Here is a 16,093-nt window from a genome sequence, read left to right as displayed (position 1 = left end):
ATGGGTTTTGCGAGGACAGTACACCCTGTGCAGGAGCGGATTCATCCGCGAAGACGTGATTCCAACCAATAAAGACTCATCGGTTGTACCGGCCTCTTCACGAATGAATTGGCGCCTGCAGGAGCCAGTTAGAAATTGACTGACGCCGACAAGGTCGCTGTTCTTGGCGCGCCCATGAACAGGTAGTCGTCGCCCAGGTATTCACCGGCATCGCGCCAGTAGCGTTTGTCGAACAGGTTATCCACGCTCAGGCGAAACACCGTGTCGTAGTCGCCCAGGCGTGTGCTGTAACGGCTGCCGATGTTGAACAGGGCGTAGTCGTTGACCTTCACCGTGCCTTCGCGGTCGGCGTATTTGCTGGCGCTGTATTGCATGCCGCCCAGCAGCGCCAGACCACGGATCGGCAAACTGTAGTCAGCCTGCAGGCTGCCGCGATACTTGGGCACGTTCAGCGCCTGATGATCTTCATAGGCTGCTGTGCCGCTGCCTTCGACCCGTGCGCGGATCGCCGCGGCGCTGGCGGAGATTTGCAGACGCTCGGTGACCCAGCCATTGGCGCCCAGTTCCAGGCCGGTGTTCTTCTGCTCGCCCTGCTGAACGTAGGTGAAGCTGCCATCGTCGTTGGGCCGGGAATACTGATAAGCCTGACGCGCCTGGAACAGGGCCGCAGTAAAGCTCATGCGCTGCCAGTCGTACTTGATGCCGGCTTCCAGTTGCCGCGATACGGTCGGCGCCAGAATCTCGCTGGCATTGCTGGTGAACCAGGCCGCCGTGCCGCCCAGTGACAGGCCTTTGCTGTAGCTGGTGTACAGCGAGAGGTTCTGCACCGGCTTGTAGATCAGCGCAGCCTGGGGCAGGAAGATCAAGCGTTGGGTATGCCGGGTGTCGCTGCCATCTTCGCCGTAGGCATGCTCGTCGAGACGCACCTGACGGCCGCCCAGCACGGTCTGCCATTGTTCGTTGAAGCTGATCCGGTCGGTCACGAACAGCCCGTACTGGCGGCTGTCCAGGCGGCGCTCGGTGTGCGGCAACGGCAGATCGGCAGGCGCGACGGCCTCGGGATCAGCATTGATATTGCCCGAACCGACCATCTCGTTGAAGGTGCCGCGGGTGTCCACGGTACGGCGCAAGGCACTGGTGCCGAAGGTCAGTTCATGCTTGAGCGAACCGGTATCGAAGGTGCCGGTCATCGCCGCTTCGACTTCATCGTTGCGGCGGGTGTCGTCCGGGTTGCGGAAATCGTAGATGTCGTAGCCGCCCTCGGCACTGAAATGATTGGGCACGGCTTCGGCGCCACAACTGGCCGAACCGTAGCAACCCCAGGCGAAGGCACTGTAGTCATCGATCACCACGCGACTGCGCGATGCACTGAGGCTGCCCTTCCAGGCATCGTTGAAGCGGTACTCGAAGCGGCCATTCATGTTCAGCGAGTCGATGCCTACCGGGTTCGACCAGCTCTGATAGCCCAGCAGCTTGCGCGGCGAGGCTTTATGGGGCAATTCGGTGCCGCCAAGCAATTGATAACCCGGCACCGAGCGCTGTTCTCTGGTCTGGTATTCGACGTCCAGTTGCAGCAAGGCACGCTCGCTGATGTTCCAGTCAAACGCCAGAGAAGCGAAATCACGCTGGCCGTCGGCATGCTCGACGTAAGAGCGCAGGTCTTCATGGGCCAGGTTGGCGCGCAGGCCAAATTGCTTTTCGCTGCCGAACCAGCCGCCGACATCGGTCGCGATGTAGCGGCCGCCCTGGTCATTGGTCGACACCGTGACAGAGCGTACATCCTGGGCGCGCTTGGTTTCATAGTTGATCAGGCCGCCAGGCGCGGCTGCACCGCTCTGTAACCCGGACAACCCTTTGAGCAGTTCCACCTGCTGCTTGTTTTCCAGCGCCACGTTCTGTTCGCCGGTAATGCTGCGTCCGTTGATGCGATAGCTGCTGGCGGCATTCAGCGAAAAACCGCGCACCACGAAGTTCTCGTAATAGCCAATCGGGGCATAAGCCTCGCCCACCGAAGCGTCATTGCGCAGGACTTCGCTGAGCAGCCGGGCCTGGCGGTCCTTGATCAGCGCATCAGTAAAGACCGATACCGAGGCCGGGTTGTCGATCAGGGCCGTTTCCCCAAAACCACCAACCGACGCCTGACGCGCCTGATAATCGGGCGTGGGCTCGTCGGCGATACCCGATACGTTCACCGCATCCAGGTTCACCGGATCGGCGGCCAGCAGCGGTGAAGTGACAGCCATGCCAAAAGGCAACAGACACGAAGCCAGACGCGCAGCAGGTCGGCGTGACGAACTCATCGATGGGACTCCTGGGGAACGGGGGCCAGCATAAAGGCGAAGCAGCATTCGGCTGGGGGCCACCTTTTACGTTCACTGCCGCTTTTTTACAACCTCTGAATGCACGACGAAAAGCAGTCGGAAACTTTAGCCCCCGGGCGAAAAAACCTGCTCGGCCGCCGAAACAGCACACCCCGAATATTTAAGGATGAATTAAGTAAGCGCGGTTAATCTGGCTTCAACAAAACAGTTGAACGAATCAATTGTTAAAGCATCCATTAAGCAGTCCAATCAAAAGGAATAACCCATGAAACTTATGCCTACTCTTTTCGCCGCTCTTGCCCTGACCACTGCTGCCGGTGTTGCACAAGCCGACGTGGGTCCTGACGAAGCCATCCGTTTGCAGAAGTCCGGCGCTGTCGGTGACTTCGAGCAGTTCAACAAACAGGCTCTGGCCAAACACCCAGGCTTCCAGATCCACGACACCGAGCTGGAAAGGCAGGCTGGCCGCTACGTGTACCAGATCGAGCTGAAAGACGCCAAGGGCGTTGAGTGGGACTACGAGGTTGATGCAAAAACGGGCGAAGTATTGCGCGACGCGCAAGACCGTTAATCCAGACAGGCCACTCGCCAAGTTCAGTAACACTCCCGCATGAGTTGCTCATGCGGGAGTTTTTATTTCAGCCCGCTATTACTTGAGCCCGACTTTCAACAACTTTCCGTTGTCGTCATCGGTCAGGACATACAAGTAACCGTCCGGTCCCTGGCGAACATCGCGGATACGCTGTTTCATGTCCGTGAGAAAACGTTCTTCGTGCACGATGCGGTCGCCTTCAAACTGCAGGCGGATCAACTCTTCGGTGGCCAGCGCGCCAATGAACAGGTTGTGATCCCAGGCTTTGAAACGGCCGTTGCTGTAAAACGCCATGCCGCTGATGCCCGGTGATTTCTCCCAGACATGGAACGGTACTTTGGTGCCTTCGACAAACTTGCCCTTGGCTTCCGGAATCGGTTGCCCGGAGTAGTTGATGCCGTGGGTCGCGAGTGGCCAGCCATAATTCTGCGCACGCTCGATGATATTGACCTCGTCACCGCCCTTTGGTCCGTGCTCGTTGGTCCACACGGTGCCGCTCCACGGGTTCAGGGCCGCGCCCTGCTGGTTGCGATGGCCGTAAGACCAGATTTCCGGCCGTACATTGTTCTGCCCGACAAAGGGGTTGTCTTTCGGAACATTGCCGTCCGGATAGATCCGCACGACCTTGCCTTGCAGCTTGTCCAGGTCCTGCGAGGTCGGGCGGTCATTGTTTTCGCCCAGAGCGATGAACAGATAGCCGTCCCGGTCGAAGACCATCCGCGAGCCGAAGTGGTTGCCGACCGACAGTTTCGGCTGCTGACGGAAAATCACCGTGAAGTTTTCCAGTTTGGTCATGTCGGCAGACAAGCGTCCACGTCCTGCAGCCGTGCCCGCCTTGTCACCTTCGGCGGCGGTTTTGCCGCTACCTTCGGAATAGGTCAGGTAGACCATGCGGTCCTTGGCGAAGTCCGGGGAAAGCACCACGTCCAGCAAGCCGCCCTGCCCTCTGGCCCAGACTTGCGGAACACCTGAGATCGGACCGGACAGCTTGCCTTCCGGCGAGACGAAACGCAGATTGCCCGACCGCTCGGTGACCAGCATGCCTTTCTTGTCCGGCAGGAACGCCAGCGCCCATGGATGATTCAGCCCGTCAGCCACTTGATCGACACTGACCGTGCCCAGTTCGCTTTTGTAGTCGGCTGCACTGGCGGTCATTGGCAGACTCAGCAAGGCCGTGGCACACATTGTCGCGATCAGGGTTTTTCTAAACATGAGCGATTCCTTATGCATGGAGTAGAGATCCCGACTACTGCGGGAGACAGGTTATGGGCGTTTGGGTGGTGTGACCTGATTCGATGGCCTGGAAGGTGTCTCGCGGGTTGGATAACCGTTGCGGATCCCGCCGTTTTCCAGCGTGGGCTTGCGAGGCGCGGGCACAACGTTGGGATGCACCGGCAGCGAATTCGGTTCGGTGCCCTGGCGACTGTTGGGATTAGCGCGATGGATCGGGCTGTTATAGGGATTGCTGCTGGCCCCGTTGCGGCCCGGCTGGTCCTGCGCCTGGGCAACGCCCAGGCCTGACACTGCACCGAGTACAACGATGGCGAGACTTCGCACAAAACTGTTCATCACTTGCCCTCATGGGAAATGGTTAGGCTTTGATAGCGATTGGCTTGTCAGGTTCGGCTTTGCAGGGCAGATGAGCAAGTTTATAACGCGGGAGTTTGTAACAAGGATGGTCAGATGCCTGACTGCAAAGCCATCCACAGGAGCGAATTCATTCGCGAACAGCCAGTGCATCCACAGAAAGTGTGGCGCTAGGAATGCCGTCTTCGCGAATGAACTGGCTCCTGCGCAGAGGCCCCAAATCCATTGTTCTACCGTCTACGCCGACTGCGGAATGGTCGCAGTAAATGTCGTGCCATGCTCCGGTGTCGAAACCACGGTCACATCACCGAGGTGCGCCCGGGCGATCTCCCGGACGATGAACAACCCAAGCCCGACGCTGCGGTTTTCCTCGGTGTCGCTGGAGCTGCGCACTGCCGGCTCGAACAGGCTGTCGAGCATTTCGGGCGGGACCGGCTCGCCGAAGTTGTGCACTTCAAGACGAGCCCGGTTCGGCTCAAGCGCCGAGGTCACCACGATTTCCCCATCGACCGATCCATAGTGGATAGCGTTGGCAACCAGATTGCTGATGACCTGCCCCAGGCGATCGGCATCGGCAGCACAGGGTCCCTGGCCTTCGCTGCGATGGCTGATGACATGACCGGGGAATGTCTCGCGCAACTCTTCGACACAACGGGCAATCACCGCATGCAGGTCGATGGCCTGCGGGGAAACCGAAATGCCGCGCCCGACCCGGGCATCGGTGAAATCCAGCAGATCGACAATCATTCGCTGGGCGCGCTCGGTCGCATGGTTGATATGGCCCAGCATGCGTTCCTGACGCGGCTCCAGCGCGCTGCGTTCCAGTAACCCGGCGGCCATCTTGATTGCTGCCAGGGGGTTGCGCAGGTCGTGGCTGAAAATGCTCACCATCTGCTCGGCAAAGATCGCGCGGATTTCGGCCTCGACGTGGGCCAGACGCAAGCGATTGCGTGCCGAGGTCAGTTCGGTCTGCACGCTCATCTGTTGCAGCAACAGCTCTTCGGCCAACTGTTGCGCCGACAGCAGTTCCCGCTCGTACTTGTTGCGCTCTTCGGCGACAAACACCGCCAGTTCATGGAAAAAGCCGCCCGCATGCTCCCGGCGTATGGCATTGAGCATCATCGGAACGGAGCGACCGTCGGCATGCATCAGTTCCAGTTTGACTTCGGCCACCGAGCCCCGGGCCTGCAACAACGGCGCCCAGTGGGTCTGATGGAAGATCTTGCCGGCCATGTTCAGCAGATCCTGAAAGCGTCGCCCCAGCACAGCTTCGCGCTCCACTCCCAGCCAGAAACAGAACGTCTGGTTGACCCGCTCGATGGTGCCGTTTTCCCGCGTCAGCAATAAACCGCAAGCCGCGCCGTCAAACAGGTCACCTGCATCGGGCAGGCTCGACGTATCAGGCAACATGGTCTGCATATCCAAAAGGTTGCAGGAATTCGCTCATGGCGGTGATGCAGGCATTGGGGGCGCTCATGTGTGGGTAATGGCCGACGTTCTCGATCAGCCGCAAGGTGCTGTTCTCGATGACACGATTAAGGTATTCGCCTACCTGGACCGGGACGATCATGTCATCGCTGCATTGCAGGATCAGGGTCGGGCTGGCAAGACTCGCGACGTCGCGACGATGGTCGGACATGAAGGTCACGCGGGCAAACTGCTTGGCGATGGCGGCATTGGTGCGGCAGAAACTGTCAGCCAGTTCTTCGCCCAGTTCAGGTCGGTCAGCAGAGCCCATGAGCGTCGGTGCCATGGTGCTGGACCAGCCCAGGTAGTTGCTTTCCAGAGTATGCAGCAACGAATCGATATCGCTCTGGTTGAAACCGCCAACGTAATGCTCATCGTTGATGTAGCGCGGCGACGGGCCGACCATGATATGCGCGGCAAACAGGCCGGGCTGCTGGAGTTCGGCCAATACGGCGATCATCGCGCTGACCGAGTGGCCGACATGAATCACCGGGCCGGTGCCGGCGAAATCGCGGACAATTTCCAGCAAATCGCTGGCATAGCCGCGCAGGGAAGCATATTTGTGCGGGATATACGCCGACAGCTCGGACCTGCCGCTGCCCACCAGATCGAACAACACGACCTTGAAATGGCTGGCGAACACCGGCGCGATAAAGCGCCACATGTTCTGGTTGCAGCCAAAGCCGTGAGCAAAAATCAATGTGGCCGGTCCGTCGCCCATAACGTTTACGTTGTTGCGCAGTTGAACCGGCATTACTGACTCCGAACGACTTCACAGAGAGGCTGTGGCGAGATTATCACCGTTCGCCGAACCCGAAAGCCCCAAAACGAATAAGTGATATCAATTTAACATTCTTCTTGGTGCCGAGCACTCAACCTCTCTGAACTGCCGCCAGCGTTTCACTCGCCGATATCTTCATTCCACAGCTCGGGTCTGCTGGCGATGAAACCGTGCATCATGTGCTGGCATGTACTGTCGTGGAGCACATCGACCTGCACCCCACGGGAGCGCAGTAATGCTTCTTCGCCCATGAATGTCTCATTTTCGCCCACGATGACCTTGCCGATTCCGTAGAGCAGAATGGCGCCGCTGCACATCGCACAGGGCGACAAGGTGGTGTAGAGCACGGAGTCGCGATAGACACTGGCCGGCTGGCGACCGGCGTTTTCCAGGGCGTCCATCTCGCCGTGCTTGATGGCACTGCCTTCCTGGACGCGCCGATTGTGTCCGCGGCCAATGATCTGGCCATCGTGGACGATAACCGAACCAATAGGAATGCCGCCCTCGGCCAATCCCTGTTGCGCCTCGTCAATGGCGGCTTGCATGAATGGGTCCATGGTGATTCCTCGTCTTCGTTGATACAGGCCTCAGGGAGCCAGCGACTCCTGGGCATTACCCAGCGCTTGGGCAACGAAAGCTTTCAGCAGTTCGGACGAACGCGCTTTCATCTGTGCGCCGACCTCGTTGTTCCTGGCCTTGAACTTATTCATAAGCGATAGAGAGCTGCTGCCCTCATTGAGGGACTGCAATTCCTGCGCCGTAAAGGAATGTGCATAGGCCGCCGCCAGGTTGCGGTCCCACTGCACCTGATAGGTTGGCTGCAGACGCTGCAGCTCTTTCTGGACCCGATCCTGGGCCTGGGTCTTGCCCATGGTGTCGACGAGGCTGGCAAAGGTGACCGTGCGCGAAGCGACCTGATACCCCAGCCAGGCCAGGCTGTTGCCCAGATGGCGTTCCTGGACCAGCAACAACGCCTTGTCATCCGCTTCATCGGCCTGCGCCTCGCGGGCCAGCACCCAGATCAGCAGCAGGCAGGTTCCCAGCAGGACCAGGCTGCTTCTCAATACAGCGGGCAGCCGCTGATAGTCACTCATGGCCTCCTCCCGAGCTGAATTGACTGCACTCTTGACGTTAACAGTTAATCCGCGCTTTACCACCGCCGAGGTCGTATCCCGGCGACTCATGCCGTTATCAGGAAAATCGGCACGCTTTTGCCGATGATTTATGATGGCCAGCCTCGAACACCTGAGCCCGAACATGCCCGATATCCAGTTCAGCCGCCTGCCTGACGACTGCCGCCCTTTGCTGGACAAGTTCTACCGTGCCCACCGCTCGCCCATGCGCGCAGCAAATCCGGGAGTTCTCTGGGTGGCGAAACAGACACAGATTGTCGGTGCCCTGTGTCTGAGCGAAGTCGCGGAGGGGCATTGGCTGACCGGTTTGTTCGTCGACCCGCAACAACGTGGCCAGAGCATTGCCCGGCGCCTGATAAACCATGCGCTGGAAACGCTGCCGGGACCGGTATGGCTGTTCTGCCATCCGGACCTGCTGGATTTCTATCGATCAAGCGGCTTCGAGCCAGCCCAGAACCTGCCGCAGCCGTTGGCCGACAGGTTTCGGCGTTACAGCCACAGCAAGGCGCTGATTGCCCTGTGCCGGACCAGCCACTGACTCAATCGTCGGCGTTGGGGTCCATGTCCGGGAACATCACTTCGATAAAGCCGAACTTGCTGAAATCGGTGATTCGCGACGGGTACAAACGGCCGATCAAGTGATCACATTCGTGCTGCACCACCCGCGCATGAAAGCCATGTGCAGTGCGCTGGATCGGCTGACCGTCGGGATCGAAGCCTTCGTAGCGGATGCTCTGGTAACGATCGACCATGCCGCGCAGCCCCGGCACCGACAGGCAACCTTCCCAGCCGCCTTCAAGGGTTGGCGCCAGTGGCGTGATCAACGGGTTGAGCAGGATGGTCTGGGGCACGGCCTCGGCCTGCGGATAGCGCTCACTGCGCTCGAAGCCGAAGATCACCAGTTGCAGATCGACGCCGATCTGCGGGGCCGCCAGCCCGACACCGCCGACACTGTGCATGGTCTCGAACATGTCGGCGATCAGCGTCTTGAGCTCAGGGCTGCCGAACATCTCGCGGGGCACCGGTGGCGCAATGCGTAACAGACGCTCGTCGCCCATCTTCAGAATGTTGCGGATCATGATGAGGGTCGTCCCTGCAAGCAAAAAGCGATTCTGGCACTGCGGCTCAGGATTCGTCAGCCTTTAATGCGCCATGTGCCGAATGATCGCGGCCCAGGCCGGAAACATGCTGCTTGACGTGTGAGTCCACAGCCTTGTCGCCCGCTTCTTTTTCGCCAGCATCCTTGCCTTCCTGGGACATGTGCTCGATCACGGCATTCATCTCCGCGCCCAGCAGCAGCACCGCCGCCGAAATGTAGAAGTACAGCAACAGCACGATGATCGCGCCGATGCTGCCATACATGGCGTTGTAGTCGGCAAAGGTCTTGACGTAGAACCCGAACCCCAGCGAAGCGATGATCCACACCACTACCGCCAGCACCGAGCCCGGCGTGATGAAGCGAAACTCCTGTTTCACGTCAGGCATGACGTAGTAGATCAGGGCCACGGCGACCATCAGCAACAGGATGATCATCGGCCAGCGCAACACGGTCCAGAGCGTGACGATGAACTCTTCCATGCCGATCTGCGAGGCAAACCAGCTCATCACCTGCGGACCGACCACCATGAATGCCGCAGCGGCCAGCAGCATGCCGGCGATGCCCACGGTATACAGAATCGATAACGGAAAGCGCTTCCAGATCGGCCGGCCTTCGACCACATCGTAGGCGGCATTCATGGCGCTCATCATCAACCGCACGCCTGCCGAAGCAGTCCACAGCGCGACGACGATACCGATGGACAGCAAGCCGCCCTTGGACTGTTGCAACTGGTCGATGACCGGATTGACCTGTTCCAGTGCCTGAGGCGGCAGGACCAGCTCCGACTGCAGGCGCAGCCAGGAGAAGAAATCCGGCAGGTGCAGGAAACCGATCAGGGCAATCAAAAACAACAGGAATGGAAACAGCGAGAACAGCATCTGGTAGGCCAGTGCCGAGGCGTAGGTAGACATCTCGTCATCGAGAAACTCGGTGACGGTACGAACCATCACTTTGCCCAGTGGCAATTGACGCATGTGAGGAAAGATCATGGCGTCTCCTTGCGCTCAAAACCCGATTACATTACATCGCCTGACCGATAAACGTTGCGATTATGCGGTTGCCCATATGCCAATAGCATTGCACTGGCGTCAAATGGACTGGGCGAGTTGTAAAAGGTTTCAAGGCCATGATGGATAAAGGCCATCGCGCTGCTGCTGATGGCCTCATCCGCCTCCCTTACGGGTCAGGCCTTGTCTGCGCCTTTTTTCAGGGCTTCCTTGGTTTTACCTTTGATCTGCTGGGCTTCGCCCTTGACTTCCTGGGCCTTGCCTTCAGCCTGCAATCTGGAATTGCCAGTTGCCTTGCCGACGCCTTGCTTGACGTTACCAGCAGCCTCATTGGCCATACCTTTGACTTTATCGCTAGTACTGCTCATGGAATATCTCCCAGGTCCTCAAGACCGTTCTGGAATCAAATGTCGTGACCTCCGACATAAGGATTGACTCGGGGCTGTTGAGCAGAGTTTCAATTATTTTCCGGACGGTCATTTCCGTTCGTCCGCTTATGGATAAGCCAGTCCTGTGCGAGAATGCGCGTCGCAGTCAGCCTGTGCTCAGGCACGCTGATCAAACCGATTCACAGGAACGCTATGAAACTCGATAAAAAGCTGGCCATCGCACGCAGAAACCAGGACCTGGGCGGTGCGGTGCTGGGCGTCAACAATACCCATTTCGCCACACTGGACCCCAAGCGCAATATCTGGTGGTTCGATTTGCCGGTCGGGCGCCTGCAAGTCGGCCAGTACGAATGGCTGCATCTGCTGCTGCACACGCCGGCCACCGACCAACTGCTGCACCTGAAGGTCACCACCGTGTTCATGCGTGATCACATCGAAGGCCTGGAAGTGCGCAATGCGGGCAAGCGCAAGCCGACCGTGAGCCTGGAACTGAGCGCCGACAAGGACTCGTTCCTCAAGGACATGCGCCCCAAAGGCAGCAACCTCGGTTTTGCGGGTTTTCTGCAGAAGTAAGCTTTAATCAGCACTCAGGCCAGGCGGCGTGTCGCCAGATACCCCGCCGTGCAGGCCAGCGCCGAAACGACGGTGCCCCAGGCCAGGTCGACCAGCGCCAACTGTGCCGGCCAGCCTTGCAGGGTCGCCCAGTTGGTCAGGTCGTAGGTGCCGTAGGCAATCAGCCCCAGCAACCCGCCATACAGGCTTGCATGCCCAAGGCGTTGCACCTTGAGCGCAGGCAGCAGCGCGAAGATCAGCAGCCCGGCCGCATACAGCAGATAGAACACGACTGCCGGCCCGAGCAGCGGTGTGGCAAGCATCGGCGAGCCGAGCCAGTCCCGATAGGTCGAGCCCATGAGCAATCCCAGCCAGATACCGTCCAGGATCAGAAAAGCCAGCAGCGTACTGAAATAGGCGACAAGGACTTTTTTCATGGGCACACCCGCGATCAGGTCAGTTCGATGCGGTCAGTGTGAATCACGATCTGACCCTGTTTGTACAAGGCACCGATCGCCTTCTTGAAGTTGCCTTTGCTGACCCCGAACAGACCGCTGATGACTTGCGGATCGCTCTTGTCGCTGACCGCAAGCACGCCATTGTTCTCGCGCAGCTTGGCCAGAATCTTGGAGTTGAGGCTGCCAGCCGCTTCGGCACCCACCGGTTGCAGGCTCAGGCTGATATTGCCGTCGGCGCGGATTTCCTTGATGAAACCTTTTTCCTGCTTGCCTGGGCGCAGGAACTTGAACACTTCGTTCTTGTGGATCAGGCCCCAGTGCTTGTTGTTGATGATCGCCTTGAAGCCCATGTCGGTGGCTTCGGCAACCAGCAGGTCGACTTCCTGACCAACGCTATAGTTGGCAGGTGTCTTGTCCAGATAGCGATCCAGACGCGCCGTGGCGGTGATGCGCCGCGTGTGCTTGTCCAGATAGACATGCACCACGCAGTAATCGCCAGCCTGCAGCGTGCGCTTCTCTTCGGAGTACGGCAGCAGCAGATCCTTGGGCAAGCCCCAGTCCAGGAATACGCCGATGCTGTTGACCTCTACCACTTTCAGGCTGGCGAACTCACCGACCTGAACCTTGGGTTTTTCAGTGGTGGCGAGCAGCTTGTCTTCGCTGTCCAGATAGATAAAGACGTTGATCCAGTCTTCATCCTCGGTGGGAATATCCTTGGGGATATAACGGTTGGGCAGCAGGATTTCGCCATCCTGTGCACCGTCCAGGTACAGACCGAAGTTAGTGTGCTTGACCACTTGCAAGCTGTTGTAACGCCCGATTAACGCCATTTGCAGATACCCTCATTACGTGGGCGGCATTCTACCCGACTTTGCCCTGGCATTCGCCTGGCATGCGGCAGAGCTGTGTGGCATAACGCCCCGCTCGTCAGTTTTCCAGAGCGCATCGGCGCTGGAAAAAACCCGGCTCCGGCACTGACCTGCGCGATGACTTCCATTTAAAACAGTCGGTTAAGCGCGCTGTCACAGGTTTTTCATGGCGATTGAAGACCCGTCGCCGTTTTCTACGCGCCCCCTATTAACCCAGCAGAAACCCGCCATTTCCTGTACGATGGCTGGCCGTACGAAGTTTATGAAGGTTAATGGCAGTCATGCGTATCAAGGCATCCCACAGCAAAGCAAAGCCAGCTCCAGCCGTTGAAACCAGCGATTCGATCAACGCCCAGATCGCAGCTTTCCTTAAGTCCGGCGGCGAAATCCAGCAGATCGCCAAAGGTGTGAGCGGCCAGTCGTTCACTCCGTCCAAGCATATCAATCTCGGCAAGAAGTAATTCCCCTACTGCTTCCCGATCTCTATGCGCCTTGATAAACAGGGCGCTAGAGTAGCGACTTCCTCCTGTCACACTGCTACTCTCTCCTCCAGTATCAATAACCACGGGCAGGATAACGCCCTGGCAGCAGACCCCTTTTGCTTTGCGGAATGCTTGAATGAAGAACTGGATGCTTTTCGGCGCTCTGATGTATCTGGGTGGTTGTGCCTCGCAGCATTGCGAAAACGGCCCCAATGACAATCCCCTCACAGACAGCCCTTGTCGTGCCGGGCATCTGCTCTATCAGCACGATATGCTGCAGGCCAAGCTGATGATCAGCGAGGCTGATCGCGAAAACTATGAACTGGCAGAAGCCATGCTGCGCCGCGCCTCCATCAACGACGCCTCAGGCGAGGCCGAGTTCTATCAGGCCGTGCTGCTGATTCGCGAACAGGCCGAGCCGAAGCAGATCGTCGACCTGCTGCAGACGGCGGCCAACTACAAGCATCCTCTGGCCATTGCCCTGTTGTCCCAGCAACTGAGCATGAGCGATCCGCAAAAGTCCGAACGCTATCGTGCCGAATACGCCGAACTCGATGTCGCCAAGAGCGGCTATCCTTCGTTCGAGCAGGCCCTTGTGGTGATTCGCGGGCTGATCATTCCGCCCACCGAGACAACCGTCAGCAACTGAGGCTCCCGCGGATCGACGAACGGTCCGCATCCCGCGCATTTCATCGGTATGCTTGCGAGGCTCTAGCTCGCGGCTTGTGTCGGGCCCCTGCGCCGTTTTCGATACGCCATTGTGACCACACTCCTCGACACGCTTAAGGAGTGAGCCATGCTCAACCTTCGCTTGCATACGCTGACCCTCAGCGCCTTGTTCCTGTGCCAACAGGTTTCTGCCCAGGTACTGGAGCGGAATCTGGGCGACTTCGACCTCAAACTGGCAACCACGCCCACCCGCAGCATGGCCCAGGGGCTGGTGACGCCCAACGGTAACTCCGGCTCCTTTCACGGCGGCCTGGACCTGACTCATGAAAGCGGCTTCTACTTCGGGCAATGGTCACCGAACATGGGCTTCAACGAGGATACGACGCTGGAAGTCGACTCCTACATGGGCTTCAAGAAACCTTTCGACAATACCCTGGGCTACGAACTGGGGATGATTCGCTACAGCTATCCCGATACCAGCCAGATCGACAGCCATGAATTCTATGCCGGGCTGCGCGTGCTCGACAGTCGGGTCGGCGCGGCCTTCAGCAATGATGTCGGGGTGCGTAACAGCACGCTGTTCGTCGACCTGGGCGCCATCGAACAACTGGGCCTGGGGGTTCGCATGCAATATGCCAATCACCAGTTCGACACCCCGCAAACCGGTGATGACGGCGCATTGATCAGCGGCTTCAACGACTGGTCACTGAACCTGTCGCGACCCTGGCTGGGGATCGACATGAACCTGATCTACAGCGGATCGAGCCTCAGTGGCGGCGGTTGCAGTGTCTACAGCGGCCACAATTCGCGCTGCGAAGGGATGTTCACCATCAAGGCCGTGCGTTCGTTTTTCTAGATACTTCAGGTAACGGCTTTTCCTGCAGGCTTCCAGGTAAGTTGAACTGCCAGCCCCTACACTCCTCTACAGTCACTCAATGCGACGAGGAGTTGTCATGCATTGTTTCAAAGCCTTCATTACGCTGTTGATGGCCTTGCCGTTGTTCGCGGCATGCAGTCAGGTGGGCCTGGCGTATCGCAATCTGGACGTGATCATTCCCTGGACGCTCAGCGACTATCTCGACATGAGCCGGCCGCAGAAAAACTGGCTCGACGACCGTCTCAAACAGCATTTGAGCTGGCATTGCAGCACACAACTCCCCGATTACCTGACCTGGCTCGACCGACTGGAACACATGGTGCAGACCGATCAGGTCAATGAAACCGAACTGGAAGCCAGAACCGAGGAAGCCAAGGAAGCCATCGCGAAAATCTCCCGGCAGATCACACCTTCGGCGATCGAATTACTGGCCCGTTTCGATGACAGGCAGGTTCAGGAGATGCAGAACGCCTTTGCCAAGGACCAGCGCAAGCAGGAAAGCAAACGCCTCAACGAGCCGCTGGACAAGCAGGTCGCCGAACGCGCCGAGCGCATGGAGCAACGTTTGACGCCCTGGCTCGGCAAATTGAGCCCCGGCCAGAAGGCCCGGGTGCAGAGCTGGTCGGTCTCACTGGGCGAACACAATCGGGCCTGGCTGGACAACCGCAGCCATTGGCAGAATCTGTTCCTGGCCACGGTACAACAGCGTCAGTCCAGCGACTTCCCGCAGCGCATCGCTGCCTTGCTGCAGAACCGGGAAACCTTCTGGACCCCGGAATATCGCCAGATTTACAACAAGGCGGAACATGCCGCGATCCAGCTTATCGTGGACGTTATCGCTCAGAGCACACCCGAACAACGTACACGTTTGCTGAGCCGAATCGCGGACATGCGCAAGGACTTCTCCGATCTGGATTGCCTGAAGGCCTCACAACAAAAGGCATGAGCGGCCTCAGGCCACCTGCGCCTTGGACGCCACCTCATCGAAGGTCGAAGGGTCGAGGGCATCGGCTTGTTCATCCAGCACCTGGCGCGGATGGTCGTTACCCGGAATGCTGCTGTCGATCATGGCCAGCAGGCTTGAGCCACGTGCCGTCAGGATGAAGTTCGAGCCGGTCCCGCCCTCCTCTTCCGGACGCGGCTCAATATAGCCGTGCTTGAGCAGTAGCGCTTCCAGATCGGCCGCTTCAGTCTTCAAGTGATCCAGATTACCGACCGCATCGCCCTCGGCCGCCTTAGCCACCGCATAATCTTCGGCATATTTGCGCGGGGCAAAGGACTCGCCAGCGCTGTTCTGTACTTCATGGAGCAGACGTTCGATAAGGTCCCAGTTATAAGCCATTTTGTAAAACCTCCGTCCAACATGGATGAATGGCCCATGACGTCCTGCCACAGGCTTGCGACTCAAAATTGTGACCCGCCTGCGCGACGACCGTTCAGCCCGTACGCCCGGCGGTGCAGGTGAACTTTCGGTGACCGCGAAGGCTCCACCGGCATGAACCCGAACCCGTCACGCAAACAGGAGTGCGCATGAAAAGGTTACTGAGCATTGCCACCGCCTTCGCCCTGCTGTCCGCCGTCCCGGCCTGGGCCTGCACAGCGGAGGAAGCGACTGCCAAGCGCGAGCAACTGGCGGAAAAGGTCAAGACCCTCACCCGGCAGAACCCGCAGAAGGCCCGGGAAATCAATCAGGAGTTGCAAGACATGCAACTGGAAACCGCCAGCAAGGACATGCCGGACAAATGCCAGTTGATCGATGAGCGATTGAAGGAGCTGGAAGCGGCTGCGCAGAAGGCGGAGGAGTAACAAG

Annotated in this window: 21 protein-coding genes; 8 read left to right on the top strand and 13 right to left on the bottom strand. The window is 58.7% G+C overall.

Features of this window, described 5'->3' with window-relative positions; translation table 11 throughout:
• Positions 1 to 128: 128 nt before the first annotated feature.
• Positions 129 to 2,300 (bottom strand): TonB-dependent siderophore receptor, encoded by a 2,172-nt coding sequence (locus tag ALQ04_RS10150; RefSeq protein WP_122315625.1) that lies wholly within the window; start codon positions 2,298 to 2,300, stop codon positions 129 to 131.
• A gap of 286 nt (positions 2,301 to 2,586) precedes the next feature.
• Between ALQ04_RS10150 and ALQ04_RS10145 the strand changes: the two genes are divergently transcribed.
• Positions 2,587 to 2,892, top strand: coding sequence for a PepSY domain-containing protein (locus ALQ04_RS10145; RefSeq protein WP_122315624.1), 306 nt, complete (start codon positions 2,587 to 2,589; stop codon positions 2,890 to 2,892).
• 78 nt (positions 2,893 to 2,970) lie between these two features.
• Here the strand turns inward: ALQ04_RS10145 and ALQ04_RS10140 are convergent, their stop codons facing one another.
• The 6 genes from ALQ04_RS10140 to ALQ04_RS10115 all read right to left on the bottom strand — a co-directional run bounded on the left by ALQ04_RS10140 (position 2,971) and on the right by ALQ04_RS10115 (position 7,842).
• The gene (locus ALQ04_RS10140; RefSeq protein WP_122315623.1) at positions 2,971 to 4,125 is read right to left on the bottom strand and encodes a PQQ-dependent sugar dehydrogenase; all 1,155 of its coding nucleotides are present in this window, start codon (positions 4,123 to 4,125) and stop codon (positions 2,971 to 2,973) included.
• Between the two features lie 51 nt (positions 4,126 to 4,176).
• Positions 4,177 to 4,482, bottom strand: coding sequence for a hypothetical protein (locus ALQ04_RS10135; RefSeq protein ID WP_122315622.1), 306 nt, complete (start codon positions 4,480 to 4,482; stop codon positions 4,177 to 4,179).
• A gap of 255 nt (positions 4,483 to 4,737) precedes the next feature.
• Positions 4,738 to 5,910, bottom strand: a complete 1,173-nt coding sequence (locus ALQ04_RS10130) for a PAS domain-containing sensor histidine kinase (protein ID WP_122315724.1) — start codon at positions 5,908 to 5,910, stop codon at positions 4,738 to 4,740.
• Complete coding sequence (locus ALQ04_RS10125; RefSeq protein WP_122315621.1) at positions 5,900 to 6,721, bottom strand: alpha/beta fold hydrolase; 822 nt, start codon at positions 6,719 to 6,721, stop codon at positions 5,900 to 5,902. Before ALQ04_RS10125 ends, ALQ04_RS10130 begins: the two co-directional genes overlap by 11 nt.
• 146 nt (positions 6,722 to 6,867) lie before the next feature.
• The gene (locus ALQ04_RS10120) at positions 6,868 to 7,305 is read right to left on the bottom strand and encodes a nucleoside deaminase (protein ID WP_122315620.1); all 438 of its coding nucleotides are present in this window, start codon (positions 7,303 to 7,305) and stop codon (positions 6,868 to 6,870) included.
• A gap of 30 nt (positions 7,306 to 7,335) precedes the next feature.
• Positions 7,336 to 7,842 carry a hypothetical protein gene (locus ALQ04_RS10115; protein WP_122315619.1) on the bottom strand — a complete coding sequence of 169 codons (507 nt, stop codon included), beginning with the start codon at positions 7,840 to 7,842 and terminating at the stop codon, positions 7,336 to 7,338.
• Between the two features lie 163 nt (positions 7,843 to 8,005).
• Here ALQ04_RS10115 and ALQ04_RS10110 point away from each other — a divergent pair, with 163 nt between their 5' ends.
• Positions 8,006 to 8,419: a GNAT family N-acetyltransferase gene (locus tag ALQ04_RS10110; RefSeq protein ID WP_122315723.1), complete on the top strand. Its 414-nt coding sequence runs from the start codon at positions 8,006 to 8,008 to the stop codon at positions 8,417 to 8,419.
• Position 8,420: 1 nt separating this feature from the next.
• Here ALQ04_RS10110 and def read toward each other — a convergent pair whose 3' ends face one another.
• From def to ALQ04_RS10095, 3 genes are all read right to left on the bottom strand, one after another.
• The gene (def, locus tag ALQ04_RS10105; protein WP_122315618.1) at positions 8,421 to 8,960 is read right to left on the bottom strand and encodes a peptide deformylase; all 540 of its coding nucleotides are present in this window, start codon (positions 8,958 to 8,960) and stop codon (positions 8,421 to 8,423) included.
• 46 nt (positions 8,961 to 9,006) lie between these two features.
• A complete protein-coding gene (locus tag ALQ04_RS10100; protein ID WP_122315617.1) occupies positions 9,007 to 9,969 on the bottom strand; it encodes a YihY/virulence factor BrkB family protein in 963 nt (320 codons plus the stop codon).
• 194 nt (positions 9,970 to 10,163) lie between these two features.
• Entirely contained in the window at positions 10,164 to 10,355 is a 192-nt protein-coding gene (locus ALQ04_RS10095; RefSeq protein WP_122315616.1) for a CsbD family protein, read from the bottom strand.
• 213 nt (positions 10,356 to 10,568) lie between these two features.
• On the opposite strand from ALQ04_RS10095, the gene ALQ04_RS10090 reads away from it, so the two are divergent.
• A complete protein-coding gene (locus tag ALQ04_RS10090) occupies positions 10,569 to 10,949 on the top strand; it encodes a hypothetical protein (RefSeq protein WP_122315615.1) in 381 nt (126 codons plus the stop codon).
• 14 nt (positions 10,950 to 10,963) lie between these two features.
• Here the strand turns inward: ALQ04_RS10090 and ALQ04_RS10085 are convergent, their stop codons facing one another.
• Both ALQ04_RS10085 and ALQ04_RS10080 read right to left on the bottom strand, forming a co-directional pair.
• Positions 10,964 to 11,365: a DUF2177 family protein gene (locus ALQ04_RS10085; protein WP_122315614.1), complete on the bottom strand. Its 402-nt coding sequence runs from the start codon at positions 11,363 to 11,365 to the stop codon at positions 10,964 to 10,966.
• Between the two features lie 14 nt (positions 11,366 to 11,379).
• Positions 11,380 to 12,216 (bottom strand): S1 RNA-binding domain-containing protein, encoded by an 837-nt coding sequence (locus ALQ04_RS10080; protein ID WP_122315613.1) that lies wholly within the window; start codon positions 12,214 to 12,216, stop codon positions 11,380 to 11,382.
• A gap of 311 nt (positions 12,217 to 12,527) precedes the next feature.
• Between ALQ04_RS10080 and ALQ04_RS10075 the strand changes: the two genes are divergently transcribed.
• The 4 genes from ALQ04_RS10075 (at position 12,528) to ALQ04_RS10060 (ending at position 15,229) form a co-directional block, all read left to right on the top strand.
• Positions 12,528 to 12,716, top strand: coding sequence for a hypothetical protein (locus tag ALQ04_RS10075; protein ID WP_183142150.1), 189 nt, complete (start codon positions 12,528 to 12,530; stop codon positions 12,714 to 12,716).
• Positions 12,717 to 12,873: 157 nt separating this feature from the next.
• Positions 12,874 to 13,386 (top strand): hypothetical protein, encoded by a 513-nt coding sequence (locus tag ALQ04_RS10070; RefSeq protein WP_122315612.1) that lies wholly within the window; start codon positions 12,874 to 12,876, stop codon positions 13,384 to 13,386.
• A gap of 147 nt (positions 13,387 to 13,533) precedes the next feature.
• Positions 13,534 to 14,262, top strand: coding sequence for a TorF family putative porin (locus tag ALQ04_RS10065; RefSeq protein WP_122315611.1), 729 nt, complete (start codon positions 13,534 to 13,536; stop codon positions 14,260 to 14,262).
• A gap of 97 nt (positions 14,263 to 14,359) precedes the next feature.
• Positions 14,360 to 15,229: a DUF6279 family lipoprotein gene (locus ALQ04_RS10060; protein ID WP_122315610.1), complete on the top strand. Its 870-nt coding sequence runs from the start codon at positions 14,360 to 14,362 to the stop codon at positions 15,227 to 15,229.
• 6 nt (positions 15,230 to 15,235) lie between these two features.
• On the opposite strand, the gene ALQ04_RS10055 is transcribed toward ALQ04_RS10060, so the two are convergent.
• Positions 15,236 to 15,625 (bottom strand): transcriptional regulator, encoded by a 390-nt coding sequence (locus ALQ04_RS10055; RefSeq protein WP_122315609.1) that lies wholly within the window; start codon positions 15,623 to 15,625, stop codon positions 15,236 to 15,238.
• A 188-nt stretch (positions 15,626 to 15,813) separates the two neighbouring features.
• On the opposite strand from ALQ04_RS10055, the gene ALQ04_RS10050 reads away from it, so the two are divergent.
• On the top strand, positions 15,814 to 16,089 hold the full coding sequence (locus ALQ04_RS10050) for a hypothetical protein (protein ID WP_122315608.1): 276 nt from the start codon (positions 15,814 to 15,816) through the stop codon (positions 16,087 to 16,089).
• Positions 16,090 to 16,093 lie beyond the last annotated feature (4 nt).

The sequence above is a fragment of the Pseudomonas cichorii genome (assembly GCF_003700275.1).
In the GTDB taxonomy this organism is placed as follows: Bacteria; Pseudomonadota; Gammaproteobacteria; order Pseudomonadales; family Pseudomonadaceae; genus Aquipseudomonas; species Aquipseudomonas cichorii_B.
The sequence above is the reverse complement of the archived record's forward strand: the minus strand, read 5'-3'. Positions and strand labels throughout refer to the sequence as shown.

Excerpts from the sequence above, each read along its gene's own strand:
- ALQ04_RS10135 (WP_122315622.1), bottom strand. The coding sequence starts at position 4,482 with ATGAACAGTTTTGTGCGAAGTCTCGCCATCGTTGTACTCGGTGCAGTG.
- ALQ04_RS10085 (WP_122315614.1), bottom strand. The coding sequence starts at position 11,365 with ATGAAAAAAGTCCTTGTCGCCTATTTCAGTACGCTGCTGGCTTTTCTG.
- ALQ04_RS10075 (WP_183142150.1), top strand. The coding sequence starts at position 12,528 with ATGGCAGTCATGCGTATCAAGGCATCCCACAGCAAAGCAAAGCCAGCT.
- ALQ04_RS10050 (WP_122315608.1), top strand. The coding sequence starts at position 15,814 with ATGAAAAGGTTACTGAGCATTGCCACCGCCTTCGCCCTGCTGTCCGCC.
- ALQ04_RS10130 (WP_122315724.1), bottom strand. The coding sequence starts at position 5,910 with ATGTTGCCTGATACGTCGAGCCTGCCCGATGCAGGTGACCTGTTTGAC.
- ALQ04_RS10080 (WP_122315613.1), bottom strand. The coding sequence starts at position 12,216 with ATGGCGTTAATCGGGCGTTACAACAGCTTGCAAGTGGTCAAGCACACT.
- ALQ04_RS10120 (WP_122315620.1), bottom strand. The coding sequence starts at position 7,305 with ATGGACCCATTCATGCAAGCCGCCATTGACGAGGCGCAACAGGGATTG.
- def (WP_122315618.1), bottom strand. The coding sequence starts at position 8,960 with ATGATCCGCAACATTCTGAAGATGGGCGACGAGCGTCTGTTACGCATT.
- ALQ04_RS10115 (WP_122315619.1), bottom strand. The coding sequence starts at position 7,842 with ATGAGTGACTATCAGCGGCTGCCCGCTGTATTGAGAAGCAGCCTGGTC.
- ALQ04_RS10090 (WP_122315615.1), top strand. The coding sequence starts at position 10,569 with ATGAAACTCGATAAAAAGCTGGCCATCGCACGCAGAAACCAGGACCTG.
- ALQ04_RS10110 (WP_122315723.1), top strand. The coding sequence starts at position 8,006 with ATGCCCGATATCCAGTTCAGCCGCCTGCCTGACGACTGCCGCCCTTTG.
- ALQ04_RS10150 (WP_122315625.1), bottom strand. The coding sequence starts at position 2,300 with ATGAGTTCGTCACGCCGACCTGCTGCGCGTCTGGCTTCGTGTCTGTTG.
- ALQ04_RS10145 (WP_122315624.1), top strand. The coding sequence starts at position 2,587 with ATGAAACTTATGCCTACTCTTTTCGCCGCTCTTGCCCTGACCACTGCT.
- ALQ04_RS10140 (WP_122315623.1), bottom strand. The coding sequence starts at position 4,125 with ATGTTTAGAAAAACCCTGATCGCGACAATGTGTGCCACGGCCTTGCTG.
- ALQ04_RS10095 (WP_122315616.1), bottom strand. The coding sequence starts at position 10,355 with ATGAGCAGTACTAGCGATAAAGTCAAAGGTATGGCCAATGAGGCTGCT.
- ALQ04_RS10060 (WP_122315610.1), top strand. The coding sequence starts at position 14,360 with ATGCATTGTTTCAAAGCCTTCATTACGCTGTTGATGGCCTTGCCGTTG.
- ALQ04_RS10065 (WP_122315611.1), top strand. The coding sequence starts at position 13,534 with ATGCTCAACCTTCGCTTGCATACGCTGACCCTCAGCGCCTTGTTCCTG.
- ALQ04_RS10125 (WP_122315621.1), bottom strand. The coding sequence starts at position 6,721 with ATGCCGGTTCAACTGCGCAACAACGTAAACGTTATGGGCGACGGACCG.
- ALQ04_RS10055 (WP_122315609.1), bottom strand. The coding sequence starts at position 15,625 with ATGGCTTATAACTGGGACCTTATCGAACGTCTGCTCCATGAAGTACAG.
- ALQ04_RS10070 (WP_122315612.1), top strand. The coding sequence starts at position 12,874 with ATGAAGAACTGGATGCTTTTCGGCGCTCTGATGTATCTGGGTGGTTGT.
- ALQ04_RS10100 (WP_122315617.1), bottom strand. The coding sequence starts at position 9,969 with ATGATCTTTCCTCACATGCGTCAATTGCCACTGGGCAAAGTGATGGTT.